Below are 17,486 nucleotides of genomic sequence, written 5' to 3' on the forward strand. Positions count from 1 at the left end.
GTGTTCCCGCAGCCACTGCCTCGCGGCCGACAGCAGCTCCCGGTCCACCGACGGGCGACCTCGGGGTAGCGCCCGTCCCACCCGGACCGACCCCCCTCTGCCCAACGGCCCCCAGGGCGCTCACCCGCCAAGGCGAGCCATGCGCTCAGAAACGGCCAGGGTGTTCCCGCAACCGCTACCTCGCGGCCGACAGCAACGCCCCGTCCACCGACGGGCGACCTCGGGGTAGCGCCCGTCCCACCGGACCAACCCCCCTCTGCCCGACGGCCCCCGGGGCGCTCACCCGGCAAGGCGAGCCATGCGCTCAGAAACGGCCAGGGTGTTCCCGCAGCCACTGCCTCGCGGCCGACAGCAGCTCCGGGGACGCAGGCGGGGCGGCCTCGGGGTGGCGTTCGGCCCACTTGACGACGTACGGGCACAGCGGGGCCACCGGGACGCCCTCGCGCTCGGCGAGGGCGTAGAGCTCACGGGCGAGCGCGCCGGCGATGCCCTTGCCCTCGTGGGCGGGCTCGACGATGGTGTGGACCGGGACCAGGGCCCGCGCGGGCGACTCCAGCACGAAGTACTCGACGTGGCCGACGACCTCGCCCGCGCCGACGGCCTCCAGGCGGCCCGCCGCCCGGTCGTCGCGGATCTCGATCTCGCTCATGGGCTCACACGCTCCTGGTCTCGTCCTGGTCCGGCGGACCCGTCAGGCCGGGCGGGCCTGCGGGCTGCGCTGCTGGTCCGAGCCGGGCACCGGCTCGGACGGGTCGGCGCCGAGGGACACGATCCGGTTGCCGCCGTCGACGTGCACCACCCGCGGCCGCAGCTGTCGCGCCTCGGCGTCGGAGACCTGAGCGTAACTGATGATGATCACCAGGTCGCCGGCGTGCACCAGATGGGCGGCGGCTCCGTTGATCCCGATGACCCCGGAACCGCGCTCGCCCTCGATGACGTACGTCTCGAGCCGGGCGCCGTTGGTGATGTCGACGATGTGCACGAGCTCGCCGGGCAGCAGGTCGGCGGCGTCGAGAAGGTCCGCGTCGATGGTCACCGAGCCCACGTAGTGCAGGTCGGCCTGGGTGACGGTGGCCCGGTGGATCTTGGACTTGAACATGGTACGCAACACGAAGGAACTCCCGATTCGTCTGCTCCCTGCCCGCATGTGCAGGTCAAGGGCGGTCTACGGGAGGCTACCTCGATTCGCGTCCCCGGTCAGCCGCCGCCGGGTGCGGGCCCGCGCGCTCGGCGACGTCCCCGAGTGGACCCGTCCGCCCCCCTGTCGCTTCGTGGTCCACCCCGCGAAACGATAGAAAGGTGGTATGAGCGGAGTTTCCGGTCAGTCCGGACAGGATGCGTCCGATCCGTCGGACGCGTCCCGGCGGGCCCGTCGGCCCGGTCGGCGCCGCCGGGTGGGAGCGCCGTGGCGGTCGGGCTCCCTGCTGAGTCTGCGCAGCCTCGCGGGCCAGGTCTTCCTGCTCCAGCTGGCGGTGGCGATGCTGCTCGTCGCCGCCGCCCTGGTGGCGCTCGTCGTGCAGGCGCAGCGCGACGTGATGTCGGACGCGCGCAACCGGACCCTCACCGTGGCGCAGACGTTCGCGAACGCCCCCGGGACCGTGGCGGCACTGGAGAGCACCGACCCGACCGCGGCGCTGGAGCCGCACGCCGAGGCGGCCAAGAGGACCACCGGCGTCGACGCCGTCATCGTGTACGGGCTGGACGGGATCACCATCGCCCACAGCGACCCGCGGCAGGTCGGCAGACGCGTCATCGGGCCCTACGCGGCGGCGGCGACCGGCCGGCCGTTCACGAGTACGTTCCAGGGCGCACTGGGGCTCTCCGTGATCTCGGCGGTGCCCGTCCGGAATCCCGGCGGTTCGGTCATCGCCATCGTGTCCGTGCCCGTCACGGTCGAGCGGGTGCAGCACAAGGTGAACCAGCAGCTGCCGGTCCTCGTCGTCGGCGCCGGCGCCGCCCTGGTCGTCGCCGCGGTCGGCTCGGCCCTGGTGAGCAGGCGGCTGCGGCGGCAGACCCACGGCCTGGGGCCGACCGAGATGACCCGGATGTACGAGCACCACGACGCGGTGCTGCACGCGGTGCGGGAAGGGGTGCTGATCGTCGGCGGTGACGGCCGGCTGCTGCTGGCCAACGACGAGGCCCGGCGGCTGCTGGCCCTGCCGGCGGACGCGGAGCGGCGGCCCGTCACCGAGCTGGGGCTCGACGAGGACCTCGCCGGCCTGCTGGCCTCCGACCGCCCCGCCACCGACGAGGTGTACCTGGCCGCCGACCGGCTGCTCGCCGTGAGCAAGCGGCTCACCGCACCGCACGGACCGGGCGGCAGTGTGGTCACGCTCCGGGACACCACCGAGCTGCGGGCCCTGACCGGCCGGGCGGAGGTGGCGCGCGAACGGCTGCAGTCCCTCTACGACGCCGGGATGCGGATCGGCACCACGCTCGACGTGACGCGCACGGCCGAGGAACTGGCCGCGGTGGCGGTGACCCGGTTCGCCGACATCGCCACCGTCGATCTGCTGGACCCGGTCCTGCGCGGCGAGGAGACCTCCGCCGCGCCCGCCGGGAGCACCGAGCTGCGGCGCTGCGCCGTCGCCGGTCTGGACGCGGACCGTCCCCTCCACCCCGTCGGCGAGCTGATGCGGCCCGTCCCGGCCCACCCCGTCTCCGTGGCGATGACCGAGGGCCGCCCGGTCCTGGTCGCGGACCTGAGCACGTCCGACGCCTGGCAGGTCCAGCACCCCGAAGGCGCCCGGCGGATCCTCGCGCACGGGATCCTCTCCATGCTCGCGGTGCCGCTGCGCGCCCGCGGCGTGGTGCTGGGCGTGGTGGTCTACTGGCGCGCGAGGGGCTCCCCGCCCTTCGAGGACGAGGACGTGCCCTTCGCCGAGGAGCTGGCCGCCCGGGCGGCGGTGTGCATCGACAACGCCCGCCGCTACACCCGCGAGCACTCCATGGCCGTCGCCCTCCAGCACAGTCTGCTGCCCCGCGCGCTGCCCCGGCAGTCCGCCCTCGACGTCGCCTACCGCTATCTGCCGGCCCAGTCCGGAGTGGGCGGGGACTGGTTCGACGTCATCCCGCTGTCCGGCACCCGGGTGGCGCTGGTCGTGGGCGATGTCGTGGGCCACGGACTGCACGCGGCGGCGACCATGGGCCGGCTGCGCACCGCCGTGCACAACTTCGCCGGACTCGACATGCCGGTGGAGGAGCTGCTGGGCCGGCTGGACGAGCTGGTGGCGCAGATCGACGCCGAGGAGGTCAGCGCGCCGGAGCACGAGCAGGGGGTGATCGCGGAGCAGGAGCAGGGCGTGATCAGCGGGGCGACCTGCCAGTACGCCGTCTATGACCCCACCTCCGGGCGGCTGGCCGTAGCCAGCGCGGGCCACCCCGGACCGGCGGTGGTCCGGCCCGACGGGACCGTCGAGTTTCCCCGGCTGTCCGTCTCGCCGCCGCTGGGACTCGGTGCCGGCCTGCCGGTGGAGACCACCGAACTCACCGTGCCCGAGAACGCCCGCCTGGTGCTCTACACCGACGGACTGATCGAGGACCGCACCCGTGACCCGGACGTCGGCACGGCCGCCCTGCGCGACGCCCTGACCGGGCCCGAGCGCACGCCGGAGGCCACGTGCACGGCGGTCATGGAGGCCATGCTGTCCGACCGCCCCCGGGACGACATCGCGCTGCTGGTGGCCCGCACGCGCCGGCTCGGACCGGATCAGGTCGCCGAGTGGGAGGTGCCCCGTGACCCGGCGGCGGTGGCCCCCGTGCGCACCGCCTGCGCCCGCCGGCTGGCGGAGTGGGGGCTGGAGCAGGTCGCCTTCACCGCCGAACTCATCCTCAGCGAGCTGATCACCAACGCCGTCCGTTACGGCGCCGAGCCCATCTCCGTACGACTGCTCCGTACGGAGCCGGACGGCGGCCCCGATGCGGGCACCCTGATCTTCGAGGTCGCCGACGGCAGCAGCACCTCGCCCCGGCTGCGCCGGGCGAAGGTCACCGACGAGGGCGGCCGCGGGCTCTTCCTGGTCGCCCGCTTCGCCGAACGCTGGGGAACCCGCTACACCGCCACCGGCAAGGTCATCTGGGCCGAGCGGTCCCTGGAGCACGACGCCACGCCGGAGGCGGAGGGACTCGGCGATCCCCTGCTCGACCAGTGGGACGACATCGCGCTGTAGAGGACGGATCCCGGGCCTCCCGGACGGCATTCCGCCGTCGAGACGGCCGGGTACCCTGGCCTCGATGACCATTTTGTCAGCGTTTGTCGGCGCCGTGGAGCCGGACAGGACGGGAGACACGGACGGCCCGCCGCCGCGGACCCGGTGGCGCCGCCGGCAGCGGGGCGAGGTGAGCGCCTCGTCCCTCCACGTCCGGGAGCAGCCGTGACCGCACCGTGTGCCAGAACAGCGGCGGTCGTCGGCTGCTTCGCTCTCGCGGCACTCGGGCTGAGCGGATGCGAGAGCACACCGGCCGCCGGGCCCGTGAAGCCGTCGGCGGCCACGTCCGCCGAGAGCGTGGGCGGCATGCGCGCCCTGATCGCCGCGGCGCAGCGGGAGGGCGCGCTCAGGGCGATGGCGCTGCCGCGCGACTGGGCGGGCTACGGAAGCCTGATCGACGGCTTCGAGAAGAAGTACGGGATCAAGGTCACGGTGGAGAATCCGCTGGGCCACAGCGAGGACGAGATCGACGCCCTGGCGAAGAGGGGGAGCCGGCCGACGGCGCCGGACGTGATCGACGTGGGCGACACGTTCGCCCGCAGAGCGGCGGCACAGAACCTTCTCGCGCCGTACAAGGTGGCCGCCTTCGATCAGATCCCCGGTAATCAGAAGGACGACAAGGCCCGCTGGACCAACAACTACGGCGGCTACATCTCCATCGGCTGCGACGCCCACCGGGTCACGCCCTGTCCGCAGACCTTCGCCGATCTGCTGAAGCCCGCCTACAAGGGCAAGGTCGCGCTCGAAGGCGCCCCGCCCCGGTCGGCCACCGCCTTCGCCAGCGTCTACGCGGCCGCGCTGGCGAACAACGGGTCGTTCGACAACATCCGGCCCGGCCTCGACTTCTTCGCCGAGCTCGACAGGCGCGGCAACTTCAACCCCGTCGACTCCGACGCGGCGACGATCACGAGCGGCCGGACCCCGATCAGCATCAACTGGGACTACGTCAACCTCGGTTACACCGACCAGCTCCGCGACAAGGGCGTGAAGTGGCAGGTCGCGATCCCCTTCGACGGCAGCTTCGCCCAGTACTACGCACTGGCGACCAACAAGCGCGCCCCGCACCCGGCGGCCGCCCGCCTGTGGCAGGAGTACCTCTTCAGCCCGGAGGGCCAGAACCTCCGGCTGCGCGCCTACGCCCGCCCGGTACTCATGGACGCCATGCGGCAGGACGGCACCCTCGACACGGCCGCCGCCGCACGCCTGCCGACGGTCGAGGGAACGCCGCAGTTCCCGACGGACGCCCAACTGGAGAAGGCGCGCGAGACGGTCGTCCAGGGCTGGGCGAAGGCCGTCCCCGGCCAAGCGGGTCCGGCGAAGTCCGGTGCGGTTCGGCGGCGCCCCGAAGGGGCACGGGGAACTGCGCGACCAGCCACGGCGGACCCGCGGATGACCGACGGCACATTGCGGCACTTCCGGCGGAGCGCTTGGCACCCGCCGGCCGCGAGGTGTGTCCCGCCGCTCAGAGTCCGGCACCCGGACGTGGGAAGCGGACCTCGCCCGTGCCCAGGGCGATGACGGCCCGGGGGCGCATCGGTTCGTCACCGTGCCGGGAGAGCAGGACCACGTCCTCGACCACGGCCGACAGGGTGCCGAGCCGGGCCGTGCACTCGGCGGCGAGCCGCCGCGGGTCCTGGGTCCGGCCGAGCGACAGATGCGGGGTGAAGCGGCCGCCACGCGCACCGCAGAGCGGGAACCGCGCCGCCAGTGCCCGGTGCAGACGGGCCCAGGGCGCCGCGCCCGCCGACGCCGGATCGAGCCACACCGTCGCGTAGCGCCGGTGCCGGAAGTACCGCGCCCCGCCCAGTCGCGCCGGGAACGGCGCCGTCTGCGCCGCTCCGGCGCGCAGCAGCGGCACCGCCCGCGCGAACTCCTCCTCCGGCACGAAGCCGAACAGCAGATTCACGTGCGGCGGCCAGCGCCGTACCTGCGGATCGTGCTCCAGGCGGATCTCCTGGATCGCCGGCCAGAGCTCCGGCGGCGGCAACCACGCCACCGCCGTCCGGGCCGTCGGCGCCGCGTCGAGCACGTCCACCGGCTCGGCCCCGCCGGCCTCCGCGTTCCCGTCCACACCGCCCTCCTCCGCAGCACGTCCCGGTCAGGTCCGGGGCTCAGGGCCGGGCTCGGGCGATGAGCAGCGCCACGTCGTCCTCACCGCCGGACGAGCGCAGCAGCTCCAGGATGCGGTCGCAGGTGACCTCGAGATCGTGGCCGCACGTCGCGGTGAGGGCGTCGAGGAGGGCGTCCAGGCGAGCGTCGATGGGTTCGCTGCGGGTCTCGACCAGGCCGTCGGTGTAGAGGACCAGCGCGTCGCCGGGGCGGAAGGCGATCGTGGCGGCCTCGAAGGGCACCCCGCCGACCCCCAGCGGCGCGCCGGTGGGCAGGTCCAGCAGCTGTGCCGCCCGGCCGGCCCGCAGCAGGGCCGGCGGCAGATGGCCGGCGAGGCAGATCTCGCACTCGGCCCGGTGCGGGTCGTAGACGCAGTAGATGCAGGTGGTGATGGTCTGCTCGATGCCTTCGGTCAGCCGGTCCAGGTGCTGGAGGGCCTCGGCGGGGGCGAGGGAGAGCTCGGCGAACGCACGGGCGGCGCTGCGGAGTTGGCCCATGGTGGCGGCGGCGTTGATGCCGCTGCCCATGACGTCCCCGACGACCAGGGCGGTCCGGTCGCCCTGGAGGGGGACGGCGTCGTACCAGTCGCCGCCGATCTCGCTCGCGGCGCCCGCGGGTTGGTAGCGGCAGGCGACGTCCAGGCCGGGCAGCTGCGACGGGCGCTCCGGAAGCAGGCTGCGCTGGAGGGTGAGGGCCGCATGGCGCTGGGCCTGGTAGCCGCGGGCGTTGTCGATGCACACCGCGGCCCGTGCGGCCAGCTCACCGGCGAGGAAGGCGTCGTCGTCGTCGAACGGAACGGGGTTCCGGGTGCGTACGAGGTCGAGGGCGCCGAGGACCTCACCCCGGGCCAGCAGCGGTACGGCGAGGTAGGAATGGACGCCGCCCGCCTCCAGGGCGGAGGCCGCCTCGCCGTGCCGGGCGATGCGCTCCAGATCCTGACGGGTGGTGTGGGGCACGAGTACCGGCCGGCGGGTACGCACGCACCGGGTGATCAGACGATCGCTGTCGTAGGCGGCGAGTTCCCCCGGCGGATCGGCCGCGCGGACCGCCTCGGTGGGGTGGGCCGCGCTGACCGCGAGGGCACGGAAGAGCGCGGGTCCCTCGTGCGGTGCGCTCCGGCAGTCGAGGGCGCTGTCGAGCACGTCCACGGCCGCCACGTCGGCCAGGTCCGGTACGACGACGTCGGCGAGCTCGCGCGCCGTCGTCTCCAGGTCGAGGGTGGTACCCACGCAGGCGGAGGCCCTGGCGATCAGGGCCAGCCGCTGCCGGGCCTGTGCCGCCTCGGCGGCGGCCCGGTGACGCTCGGTGACGTCGATCACGGAGTAGGCCAGTCCCAGCACCCGTCCGCCGGAGTCCTCCAGCCGGTAGTACGAGACGGACCAGGCGTGCTCGTGGTCCGGGTCGCCGGGCGGATGACAGACGATGTCCCGGTCCACGACCGACTCCCCGGTCTCCAGGACCCGGCGCAGACGTGCCTCGGGGTCCGTGTCCAGGAAGGTCAGGATCTCGCCGACCGGCCGGCCCAGACGCTCGGCGGCGGACTGTCCGGTGATGCGTTCGAGCGCCGGATTCACGGCCAGGTACCGCAGGTCCGGGTCCAGGATGGCCAGCCCGACCGGGGACTGGGACACCAGACGCATGGCCAGGGCGGCATCCCGCTCGACCCGCTCCACAGCGGCCTGGTCCGCGATCAGGCCCAGGGCGTAGACGTCACCGAGGTCGTCCAGCAGCCGCATGTTGCGGAACTCCACCAGGCGGGTGCTGCCGTCCTTGTGCCGGATCGGGAACGCCCCCGCCCAGTCGTTGCCGGACTCCATGACCTCGGCGAACACCTTGATCACCGCGTCCCGGTGCTCCTCGTGGACCGTCAGCCGGGCCGCGTGCTGCCCCAGCGCCTCCACCGCGGTGTAACCGAACAGTTCCTCGGCCTTCGGGCTCCAGAAGACCACCTGGCCCTGCGCGTTCAGCACCACCGCGGCGATGCTGAGCAGATCGAGCAGGCCACTCGGGGGCGCGGCGGGACCCGTCACCGGCCGGCCATGGCCTGCTCGGAAGGAGTCCATCGTGCCCATGCCTCATTGTCCTTCCCGCTCGGCGCCTCGGCGCTCGCCGTACGGGCGGGTGTGCTGCCTTCATCCATCGTCGGCCCAGAACCCGTCAGCACACACCTGGACCACCGCCTCAGGGGCGGTCCGGGCGGGCGAGGGCCCGGCGGAGCCGGTCCGGCGACGGCAGGCCGAGGACCCGGCACGACAGGCTCGGCTCCTCGTCCGGGCGGGCGAACGGATCGGCGCCGTCGACCAGCAGCGTCGGTGAGCCGTGCATGCCCAGGCGCTCCGCCTCCTCCGGGTCGGTCACCTCGCGCCAGGTCACGGTGACGTCGGTACACCCCTGAAGGACGCGGGTCAGGCGCTCACGCAGCGGCGCGGTGTGCGGACACTCCGGCACGACCAGGACCGTCAGTTCCATGACCGCAGCGTAGCTCCGCGCGGGACACCCCTCACGGGCGCGTACCGGCCCGCCGTCGTGCCGTCCCCGGCCCGGACCCGGCGCGGCAGCCGGGGGACGGCGACCGCCGGACGGGCGCCCCGGGCTCCGACGGCCTCCGTCCGCGGGGGCGCCCGGTCAACTCCCCGGCCGATCACGGCGGTTCGGGCGTGTCCCGGTGGCACCGCTGCTAGCCTGCGCGCAGACGCCCTGGGCGCCCGAGGCACCCGGGCGGCGCCCGCGCGAGGGCAGGGAGGAGCCGACCGTCGTGGTCCAAGCGTTCGCCGTGTACCGGGACGCCCTGCGCGAGGCGTGGGGCGACTGGTGGCTGACCTGGCCCCTGCTCCGGAACGTGGCCGTCGGGGACGTCCTGCACGACGCCAGGGGTTCCGTGCGCACGGCCGGGACGCTGGGCGACCGGCGGATCACGTGCGAGGAGTCGGCACCGGCGGCCCGGGGCTCGTTCGTGTACGACGCCGGGGGCGGTGTCGACCTGCGTTTCAAGGCGTCCGGCGCCACCGACCCGCTGTTCTCGGCCCTCGTCGACGCGGACGCCGGTGTGCTGCTGCGGTTCGCCCGGGAGCGGGCGGCGCTCGTGGCGTACCGCGGCATGACCGGCAGCGGGGTCACGGACACCCGTGCCCTGGCCCGTGCGCTGGTGCGCCGCTACTGGGAGGGCCGCTGGGACGCGGACCTGCTCGCCGTGACCGAGGTGGTCCGGGCCGAGGCCGCCGCCGTGCTGGTGGCCGCAGGTGCGGGAGCGGCCGCCGAGCTGCGTCTGACCACGTCCGCGGGCGTCGGCCCGGTGTCCCTGCTCGACCTCGCCGGCGCGGCAGGGATCGCGGGCAGCCGGCACCTGGGCTTCCAGTGGGTCGGCGCGTCCGTCACGCCGCTCCACCGTGTCGTACGGCTGCGGACCACCTGGCTCGGCGGGGTGCGCGAGGAGTACGGGCCGGTCCAGCCCGGGCGCGGCCTGGACGCGGAGCCCGTACCGCCCCTCCTGCTGGAGCAGGCCGGCGACGACCCCGCCGGCGTCCTCGAATCCCCGCCCCAGCCCCTCCCGGCGGCGGAGCCGGCGACGGCACCGGCCCAGGACGCCTCCTGACCTCCCCCGCCCGGCGCGCGGCCGTGCGCGAGCACGCCGTCGCCGGGCTGGAGGCGGAGCTGCGTCAGTGGGCGGCGATGAGCCGGGCGGGCGGACCGCTGGAGAAGCACCGCAGTCAACTCGACGCGGTGGGCGCGCTGTTCGGTGCCGCGGTGGCCGACGTACGTGTGCGGCTCGCGGACGGGCGTGCCCGCGAGGTGCCGGGGCGGGTGCTGGACCTGCACCACGTGTGGGACTTCTACCGCACCCGGTTCCTGCTGCGTCAGGTACGTGCGTACCGCCGCTTCCTGGACGTCGCCGACGAGCTGGCCTGGGAGACGTACGGCCCGGTCGTGCGGCTCGCCGGCGCCCGGCCCACGGAGCCGCCGCTCGTCGGCTTCAGCCGGGCGGCCTCGCCGCGGGCCCACCGCAGGGGCGGCGCCTACCACGATCTGCTGCCCCGGGGCGGCATCCACACGCCCGAGGGCCGGGCGGCCGCGGCCGGGCTGCCGTTCCCGGTGATCGACGTGCCCTGGTCCTTCGGCTCCCATCTGCCCGCCCTGCTGACCGTGGCGCACGAGGCCGCCCACCACGTCGACGACGACTGCGGCCTCGGCGCGGAGATCGCCGAGCGGGTCGCGGGCGCCGCTCTGGCTCCGGACCGGCGCGCGCACTGGGCGCGCTGGGCGGGCGAGGCGTTCGCCGACGTGTGCGCCGCCGTGCTGTGCGGCCCCGCCTACGCCGCCGTACTCGCCGACCTGCTCGACAACGGCGACGGCGAAGGGGCTGAAGGAAACGTGGACGAACGGGACTTCGACGGCCCGCACCCGCCCCCCGGCGCCCGGCTGCGGCTGGCCGCTGCCGCCGCCCGCCTCGCGGGACACCCGGACGCGCAGGACCGGGACATCATGGACATCGACAACAGCGAGGACAGCAGGTACGGCGATGAAGCGGACGCCGTGGCGCGGACGTTCCTGACGGGCGGCTGGTCCGGGCTGCACGGGCTGTCGCTCGCCGGACTGCTCGTCCCGGAGCGCGCGTCCGCCGACACCGCCGTGCCCGAAGGGGCCCGGCGACTGCTGGCCGGGGGCCCGTCCCGGTGCTCCTCGACGGCAGGGGTGCTGGCCGCGGCCGCCCTGGCCTTCCGGTGCGACCCGGCCGCGTACGACCGGCGGGACGTCGGCGAGCGCGCGGTCTCCGAAGCACTGGCCCTGCGTGCCGCCGGCACCCGTGCCGGCGGCAGACCGGAAGCGCAGCACGACGAACGGCACCACACCGCGCACCGGGCGGCGGGCCGTACCCTGCTCGCCGCACTCGACGCCGCGAGCGGGTCAACTCATGGATGATCACGGCACGTTGACGGGACAGCGGAGGTACGCTGGCGGCGGCGTGCCGACCGGACGGGGGGCGGCGGATGGGGATGCGGTGGACACCGGCGGTGCTGCACCGTGGGCGGCACGGGCGGGTGCAGTGCCTGCTGTGTCCGTTCCGGTGTGCACTGAAGGACGGTGAGACCGGGCTGTGCGGGGTGCGCCGCCGCTCCGGTGACCGGCTGGAGACGGCGACGTTCGCGTCGTCCGTACGGCACTGGGACACGGTCGAGCGCAAGCCGCTCTTCCACTACCGCCCGGGCACGCCCTGTCTCACCCTGGCGGCGCCCGGCTGCACCTTCGCCTGCGACTACTGCATCAACCACCGCATGTCCCAGTACGGCCGCGAGGACTCCGTGCGCTGGGACGCCGAGCCGGTGGACCCCGAGGAGGTGACCGCGCAGGCCGCCGCGCGCGCGGGCTGTGTCGCGATCTCCTACACCGAGCCCTCGCTGGCCATCGAACTCACGGCCGCGCTCGCCGAGTCGGGCCGCCCGCTCGGGGTGGACGTGGTCTGGAAGAGCAACGGCTTCCTCACCCCCGAGGCCGTCGGCCTCGCGGCGCGCCATGTCGCCGCCGTCAACATCGACGTGAAGACGCTCGACGAACGCGATCACCGCGAACTCACCGGCGCCCTGCCGGGGCCCGTCCTCGACACCCTCGCGGGTCTGCGGGAGCGCGGGGTCTGGGTGGAGGTGTCGACCCCGCTGATCCCCGGCCTCACCGCCGGGCCCGGCACGCTGCGCCCGATCGCCCGGGCGCTCGCCGCGCTGGATCCCGCGATCCCCTGGCATCTGGTCCGGGCCACCCCCGCCCACCGCCGCACCGGCCACGCGCCCACGCCGGTGGCCGAGCTGGCGGCCGGGGTGCGGATCGGGCACGAGGCGGGGCTGCGGCACGTGTACGTGGAGCGGGCCCTCGGCGCGGACGGCCGGGCCACCCGGTGCGCGGGATGCCGTACGACCGTGGTGGCGCGGGACGTCTGGGCGCTGGGCGAGAGCCTCCTCGACGACGGCAGGTGCCCGCGGTGCGGCACCGTGGCGGAAGGACGATGGTGAGGCGATGACCGAGTACCGGATGGTCGAGCACATCCCCGACCTGATCGAGCCCGAGGAGTACGAGGAGCATCCCGAGGGGCGCCTGGTGCGGATCAGCATCCGTGTCGACGGCGACGGGGTCCAGGTGCTCGGCGACGCCTTCCGGCCCGAGGTGCTGGAGCAGTTGCTGGAGCGGCTGGGCCCCGACGCGATCGAGCAGATGCTCTGCGGCTGAGCGGCGGCACGGGTCTCAGTCGTCCGACAGCAGTGCCGTCAGCGCCGCCCGCAGTTCCTCCGGAGCGGGTTCCGGCGGCAGGACCTGGCGGTGCCGGGCGGGCTCGCGCCACGGCACGCGCGGGTAGTGCACGCGCAGTTCGCGCAGTCCGGGCCGGGGCACGGGCCGTAGGTAGGGGTGCGACAGCAGGACCATCCTGGGCGGCCCGGACAGGTCGGCGGTGAGCCGGGCGGCGACCACCTCGGCCTCGCGGAACGCGGCCGGCACATCGCCCGCGGACAGCGGTCCGGCGGCCCACACATGGACCAGGTCCTCCGGGCCGAGCAGCAGCCGGGACGTCCACGGCTCGCCGAGCGGCACGAGCGCGCAGGGCCGGCCGAGCCGGAGCACGGTGACGGCCATCAGATGGGCGGCCAGCCGCAGCACGGAGCCGACCTTGCCGTGCGTGGCGGGGGTGTCGTCCAGTACCAGCACCAGCCCGTGCGGATCGCGCGGCAGCCGGCCGCTGCTGGTGCGGTACAGCAGCTCGTCCCGGGCATGCCGGGCTCGCAACAGCTCCGTGGGCAGGGCGAGTTGGGTGGGCAGCAGCCGGGTGGCGGGGCCGTGCCGGGCCAGTCCGGAGCGGCCGGTGCCGCCGGCGCCGCCCATGGCGAGCCCGGTGTCGCCGTCCAGGAGGCGCAGGCCGAGCAGGGCGCGCTGGGCGGGTCCTGGCGGGGTGAGGGAGAGGCGCAGCCGGCGCATCCGGGCGGGCAGGGTGGGATCGACGGCGACCGCCTCGGGGCCGAGGATGCGCAGCAGGGCCACGAGCCGGTCGTCCACCGTGCCCAGGGCGGCGGTCAGTTCGGTCAGGGCCGGGGCGGATGCGCGGGCGGGGACGGAGGAGCCGGTCAGCGCGCGGCCGAGCGCCTGGGCGAGGTCGGCGGGGGTGACCTCGGGCGGGGCCAGGTACGCGGGGGCGGCGGGCAGGTCCGCGACCAGGAGCAGGGCCAGTCCCGCCAACGCGGGCCCCGGCCAGCCCAGTTCGCGCAGCGCGTGCAGACCGCGGTGGTCGGCGAGGGTGCGCAGCCGGGGCGGGACGGTGCCGCGCAGCAGGGCCAGGACGTCGCCGAGCAGGTCCAGCGGTACGCCGAAGCCGTGGGCGGCCGCCAGCACGCCGAGGCGGACCAGTTCCTCCTGGCCGCTCGGCGCGGCCGGCGCGGCCGCGGTGCGCGGGCCGCCGGTGAACAGCTCCCACAGCACCGCGGCGCCCGAGTTGTAGGTGGCCGCGAGCTGGTCGCCCACCGGTGACCAGCGCAGCGTCCACAGATGCCCGCCGACCCCGTCCGGGGGCACGAGCACACGGACGCGGCGTGGCTCCTCGGTGTCCCAGACCTCGGCCACGGAGTCCTGTTCGGCGGTGGCGAAGGCCAGCAGCCGGGAGTCGGCGCACCAGGACAGCGCGGGCGCCCAGTCCCGGCCGCCGGCCTCGCCGAAGGTCCGCAGCCGCCGCCAGGTGCCGGTGTCCCAGACCACGACCGGGCCGCCGGCGCTGCCCGCGGTCGCGGCGAGCCGGCTGCCGTCCGGGGACCAGGCCACCCGGCACACCAGGGCCCGCGGGTCGGGCCAGTCGAGCACGTGCACCCGTCGGCAGCGGCCGCCCGCGCCGACGCCCCAGACGACGACGCGGCCGCGGGTGCCGGCGGCGAGCAGGCGGCCGTCCGGGGACCAGGCGGGCCGGCGCACCCCGTGTTCGACGGGCAGCCGCTGCGGTCCGCCGCCGCCCGGGCCGAGGTCGTGCACCTGCAGCGTGCGCGGGTCGGCGCCCGGTTCGGGCACCGCCCAGCGCAGCGGGCGCACGGGGTCGGCGCTGACCGCCTGCCCCGCGGCGCGCTCGGCGAGCACGGTGCCGTCGCGCGGGTCCACGAGGCGGTTGACGCCCTGTTCGTGGTGGGCGGCCAGGACCAGCACCGGGCGGTCGCCGGCCAGGCAGGCGGCGTCGTACCAGCCGTGCGGGAAGCTCGGCACCGGTGCCGAGCCGTGCGGCCCGGTGGCGTCGGCGGCGTACGCCAGGATGCGGCCGGGGCCGGACTCGCACCAGTGGCCGGCGCCGTCGGGCGACCACACCAGTGCGGGCGCCACGCAGCCGGTCCCCGCCTCGGGCAGCCGCAGCGCGCGCAGCACTCCCGGGGGCCGTTCCCCGGTGCGGGTGTGGACCTTGCCGACGGTCACGCCCATCGCGTTGGCCCAGCGGTGCAGCGCGGCCGGGGCGCGGCGCCGGCGCGAACGTGGTACGGCGCCGGTCGGTTCCCACACCGCGACGGTGCCGGGATCGAGCCGGGCGGCGAACAGTCCGCTCGCGGACAGGCTCAGTTCGCCGGGTCCGGTGACCCGGCCGGGCAGCTGCCCGAGGAGGTCCAGGCGCGGGCCGAGGACACGCAGGCCCTCCAGCGCGGAGCCGGCGATCAGCAGGGAGCCGTCGTGGCTGAACGCCAGCGCGTTCATCCGGTACGGCACGAACTCCCGGGCCAGTTCCCGGCCGGAGCCGGGGTCCAGCAGCCGCAGTCCCGCGTAGTCCTCGACGGCGATCGTCCGGCCCTCCGGGGAGCAGGCGACCCGGCGCAGGCCCTCGAACAGTCCGCCGAGGGTGCCGGTCATGGTGCCGCCGTGCGGTTCCCACAGCTGCGCGGAGGTCGCGGTGGCCACACACAGGGTGTCCTGGCGGCCCGGGATCCAGCACACCTCCGCCACCGGGTCGACGCCGCGCAGCCGGGTCACCGTGCCGTCGGCGCGGCCGAGCAGCAGGACGTCGCCCGAGTCCAGCCCGGCCGCGAGGTGCCGGGCGTCGGGCGACAGCGCGAGGGCCGTGATCTCGCCCTCGGTGTGCAGCGCGGCGGGGAGTTCCACGGCGTCACCGGTGTCGGCGTCCAGGAGGACCGAGCGGCCCGCGCGGAGCAGGAACAGGCGGTCGCCGTCGGTGCTCCACACGGCCGCGTCGGTGCCGGAGTGCCGTACGGCGGCGGGGGCCGGCCCGGGCCAGGGCAGCCGCCACACGACGCGCCCCTCGTCGTCGTAGCGCACGACGTCCTCGGCGTGCACCACGACCAGTCCGGTGCCGTCGGGCGACAGGCACAGGCAGCGGGCGTCGGGCGCGGGCACGGTGAGGATCTGCTGGGCGTTCCAGGCGCCGGCGGCCGGTGTACTCACCGGCCCTCACCCAGCTCGGCGGCGGCGCGCTCGTACATCTGGGCGGCGCGCTGGAAGTGGCCCGCCTGTTCCAGGAGTTCGGCGGCCGCGCGGTACTCGCCGCGCAGGGAGTGCTCCATGGCGGCCTGGTTGAGCCGGCGCCGCTCGGCCTCGGGGGTGCGGGGCGGGGCCGGGGCGGCGGGCTCGGGTTCCGGTACGGCGGCGGCGACCCGGTCCAGCAACTCCCGTGCGGGGCCGGACAGTCCGGCGGCGAAGGCGGGCGGCTCGGGCACCCACAGGTGCCAGGCCGGCCGTACGTCCTCCAGGCGCAGCCGCCAGGCGCCGTCCCGGCACAGCACGGTGACGACGTCGGGACTCAGGCCGAGCACCTCGTCGCGCGCGGTGTCGGGCAGCGGCGGGTTGAGGACGCAGCCGCTCTCCAGGTACAGGGCACCGGGTCCGGCCTGGTAGACGGGGACGCCGAAGGGCAGGGTCCGGCAGAGTCCGGGGGGTTCGGTCACCAGGTGGCGGCCCGGTCCGAAAGCGACCACGGCTGTCTCGTGCAGCGGCCGGGAGCGCAGGAAGCGGCGCAGCAGGGCGAGTTCGGCGTCCGCGATCAGCACGGCGTCGACCCGGTGCGGGGCGCGGGCACTGGCCACCAGGCGGACCGGTACGGCGGGGCCGAGGGGCGGCACGGGCACGGAGGTCCGCGCGGGCTCCCCGGTGGCCAGCACCGGGCGCGCGTCGAGGAGTCCGCCCGGCCGCTCGTCGTCGCGGGGCCGCCACTGCCACGGCGGGCCGGACCCGGCGCGCTCCACGACGAGGTGCCGTCCGAGCGGGATGTCCTCCAGCAGCACGGCGTCGTCCAGGGGCAGCCGCAGCCGCAGGTCGATCAGGAGCCGGAAGTCCGGGTCGGCCGCCCGGCAGGCCACGGTGCCGGGCAGCCGGCCGCACGCCTCGACCAGCCCGGCGGGTACGGCGCCGGACGCGGCGCTCAGCCGCAGCAGCAGCCAGCCCGGATCGCTCCGGCCGCCCTGGCCGAGCCGCTCCACGGGCTGGAAGGTGACCGCCACCCCGGTGGCCAGGCAGCGGCGCAGCAGCCAGCGGGCGAGGGCGCCCGGGGCGAGGACGACGACCTCCCCGAGCCCGGAAGGCGGGGTGTCCTCGGGGCTGTGCGCGGCCAGTTCGGCGAGGCCGAACCGGTCCCATCCGGCGACGGTGGCCAGGTGTCCGACGGCCCGTGCGGAGCGGCTCGCGGGCGTGTCGTGGCCGTGCGCCGTGTCGGGGCCGGGTGCGTTGTCGTGTCCCGGCGGCCCGTCGGGCCACAGCAGGCCTTCGGCGTCGGCGTGGCAGGCGAGGCCGCCGTAGGCGGGGGCGAGGTCGAGGGCGGGCTGTTGTCCGGGGTGGAGCAGGGTCCACACCGCGTGGTCGTGGGGTGATCTGCGCAGGGCCCGCGGGCCCAGTTCCACCGTGGCCGCGACATGCCCGAGGGCGGCGCGGGCGGAGGGGAAGCGGACCGCGACCGACCAGCGAGGGGGCCCGCCGCGCTCCCCCGGGTCGCCGCCCGCGCCTTCGCCGGGCGGCGGGTCGTCGGGCGGCGCGGGCGGCCCGTCGTGACCGCCGGGGGTCACGGGGACCGCGGTGAAGCGGGGAGGCGGCACCTCCGCGGACGCGGGCCCTGCGGGCGGTGGTGACGCGGCCGCCCGGGGCGGCGCAGCCGGCTGCGCGGGAAAGACGAACGGGAACGGACGCTTCTTGCGCCGCCAAGGAGTGGTCATGGGTCCCCCGATGAGT

At 75.6% G+C, this 17,486-nt stretch carries 12 protein-coding genes and 1 pseudogene; 6 read left to right on the plus strand and 7 right to left on the minus strand.

Annotation, left to right across the window (positions count from 1 at the left end; all coding sequences use genetic code 11):
- Positions 1-304: 304 nt before the first annotated feature.
- Both BIV25_RS08585 and panD read right to left on the minus strand, forming a co-directional pair.
- Positions 305-649: a GNAT family N-acetyltransferase gene (locus BIV25_RS08585; protein WP_071371588.1), complete on the minus strand. Its 345-nt coding sequence runs from the start codon at positions 647-649 to the stop codon at positions 305-307.
- 42 nt (positions 650-691) lie between these two features.
- Positions 692-1,111, minus strand: a complete 420-nt coding sequence (gene panD, locus BIV25_RS08590) for an aspartate 1-decarboxylase (protein ID WP_071371589.1) — start codon at positions 1,109-1,111, stop codon at positions 692-694.
- Positions 1,112-1,304: 193 nt separating this feature from the next.
- On the opposite strand from panD, the gene BIV25_RS08595 reads away from it, so the two are divergent.
- Together BIV25_RS08595 and BIV25_RS08600 are read left to right on the plus strand one after the other, a co-directional pair.
- On the plus strand, positions 1,305-4,169 hold the full coding sequence (locus BIV25_RS08595) for a SpoIIE family protein phosphatase/ATP-binding protein (RefSeq protein WP_079176511.1): 2,865 nt from the start codon (positions 1,305-1,307) through the stop codon (positions 4,167-4,169).
- Between the two features lie 204 nt (positions 4,170-4,373).
- A pseudogene (locus BIV25_RS08600) lies at positions 4,374-5,510 on the plus strand (ABC transporter substrate-binding protein); the annotation flags it as partial.
- Positions 5,511-5,670: 160 nt separating this feature from the next.
- Here the strand turns inward: BIV25_RS08600 and BIV25_RS08605 are convergent.
- The 3 genes from BIV25_RS08605 to BIV25_RS49150 form a co-directional block, all read right to left on the minus strand.
- Positions 5,671-6,279 carry a 2'-5' RNA ligase family protein gene (locus BIV25_RS08605; protein ID WP_071371590.1) on the minus strand — a complete coding sequence of 203 codons (609 nt, stop codon included), beginning with the start codon at positions 6,277-6,279 and terminating at the stop codon, positions 5,671-5,673.
- 40 nt (positions 6,280-6,319) lie between these two features.
- Positions 6,320-8,389: a SpoIIE family protein phosphatase gene (locus BIV25_RS08610; RefSeq protein ID WP_071371591.1), complete on the minus strand. Its 2,070-nt coding sequence runs from the start codon at positions 8,387-8,389 to the stop codon at positions 6,320-6,322.
- Between the two features lie 109 nt (positions 8,390-8,498).
- Positions 8,499-8,786 (minus strand): hypothetical protein, encoded by a 288-nt coding sequence (locus BIV25_RS49150; protein ID WP_071371592.1) that lies wholly within the window; start codon positions 8,784-8,786, stop codon positions 8,499-8,501.
- A 286-nt stretch (positions 8,787-9,072) separates the two neighbouring features.
- Between BIV25_RS49150 and BIV25_RS08620 the strand changes: the two genes are divergently transcribed.
- From BIV25_RS08620 to BIV25_RS08635, 4 genes are all read left to right on the plus strand, one after another.
- A complete protein-coding gene (locus BIV25_RS08620) occupies positions 9,073-9,909 on the plus strand; it encodes a hypothetical protein (protein WP_071371593.1) in 837 nt (278 codons plus the stop codon).
- Between the two features lie 23 nt (positions 9,910-9,932).
- Positions 9,933-11,234 (plus strand): hypothetical protein, encoded by a 1,302-nt coding sequence (locus tag BIV25_RS08625; RefSeq protein WP_071371594.1) that lies wholly within the window; start codon positions 9,933-9,935, stop codon positions 11,232-11,234.
- Positions 11,235-11,308: 74 nt separating this feature from the next.
- Complete coding sequence (locus BIV25_RS08630) at positions 11,309-12,316, plus strand: radical SAM protein (RefSeq protein WP_071371687.1); 1,008 nt, start codon at positions 11,309-11,311, stop codon at positions 12,314-12,316.
- A gap of 4 nt (positions 12,317-12,320) precedes the next feature.
- The gene (locus BIV25_RS08635; protein ID WP_071371595.1) at positions 12,321-12,530 is read left to right on the plus strand and encodes a radical SAM-modified peptide, FtsH ternary system-associated; all 210 of its coding nucleotides are present in this window, start codon (positions 12,321-12,323) and stop codon (positions 12,528-12,530) included.
- Between the two features lie 15 nt (positions 12,531-12,545).
- On the opposite strand, the gene BIV25_RS08640 is transcribed toward BIV25_RS08635, so the two are convergent.
- Together BIV25_RS08640 and BIV25_RS08645 are read right to left on the minus strand one after the other, a co-directional pair.
- A complete protein-coding gene (locus tag BIV25_RS08640; protein WP_071371596.1) occupies positions 12,546-15,713 on the minus strand; it encodes a hypothetical protein in 3,168 nt (1,055 codons plus the stop codon).
- Positions 15,710-17,470 (minus strand): putative nuclear RNA export factor SDE5, encoded by a 1,761-nt coding sequence (locus BIV25_RS08645; RefSeq protein ID WP_143076595.1) that lies wholly within the window; start codon positions 17,468-17,470, stop codon positions 15,710-15,712. Before BIV25_RS08645 ends, BIV25_RS08640 begins: the two co-directional genes overlap by 4 nt.
- Between the last annotated feature and the right edge of the window lie 16 nt (positions 17,471-17,486).

Origin of the sequence: Streptomyces sp. MUSC 14, from assembly GCF_001866675.1 — a bacterium.
Lineage (GTDB): Bacteria > Actinomycetota > Actinomycetes > Streptomycetales > Streptomycetaceae > Streptomyces.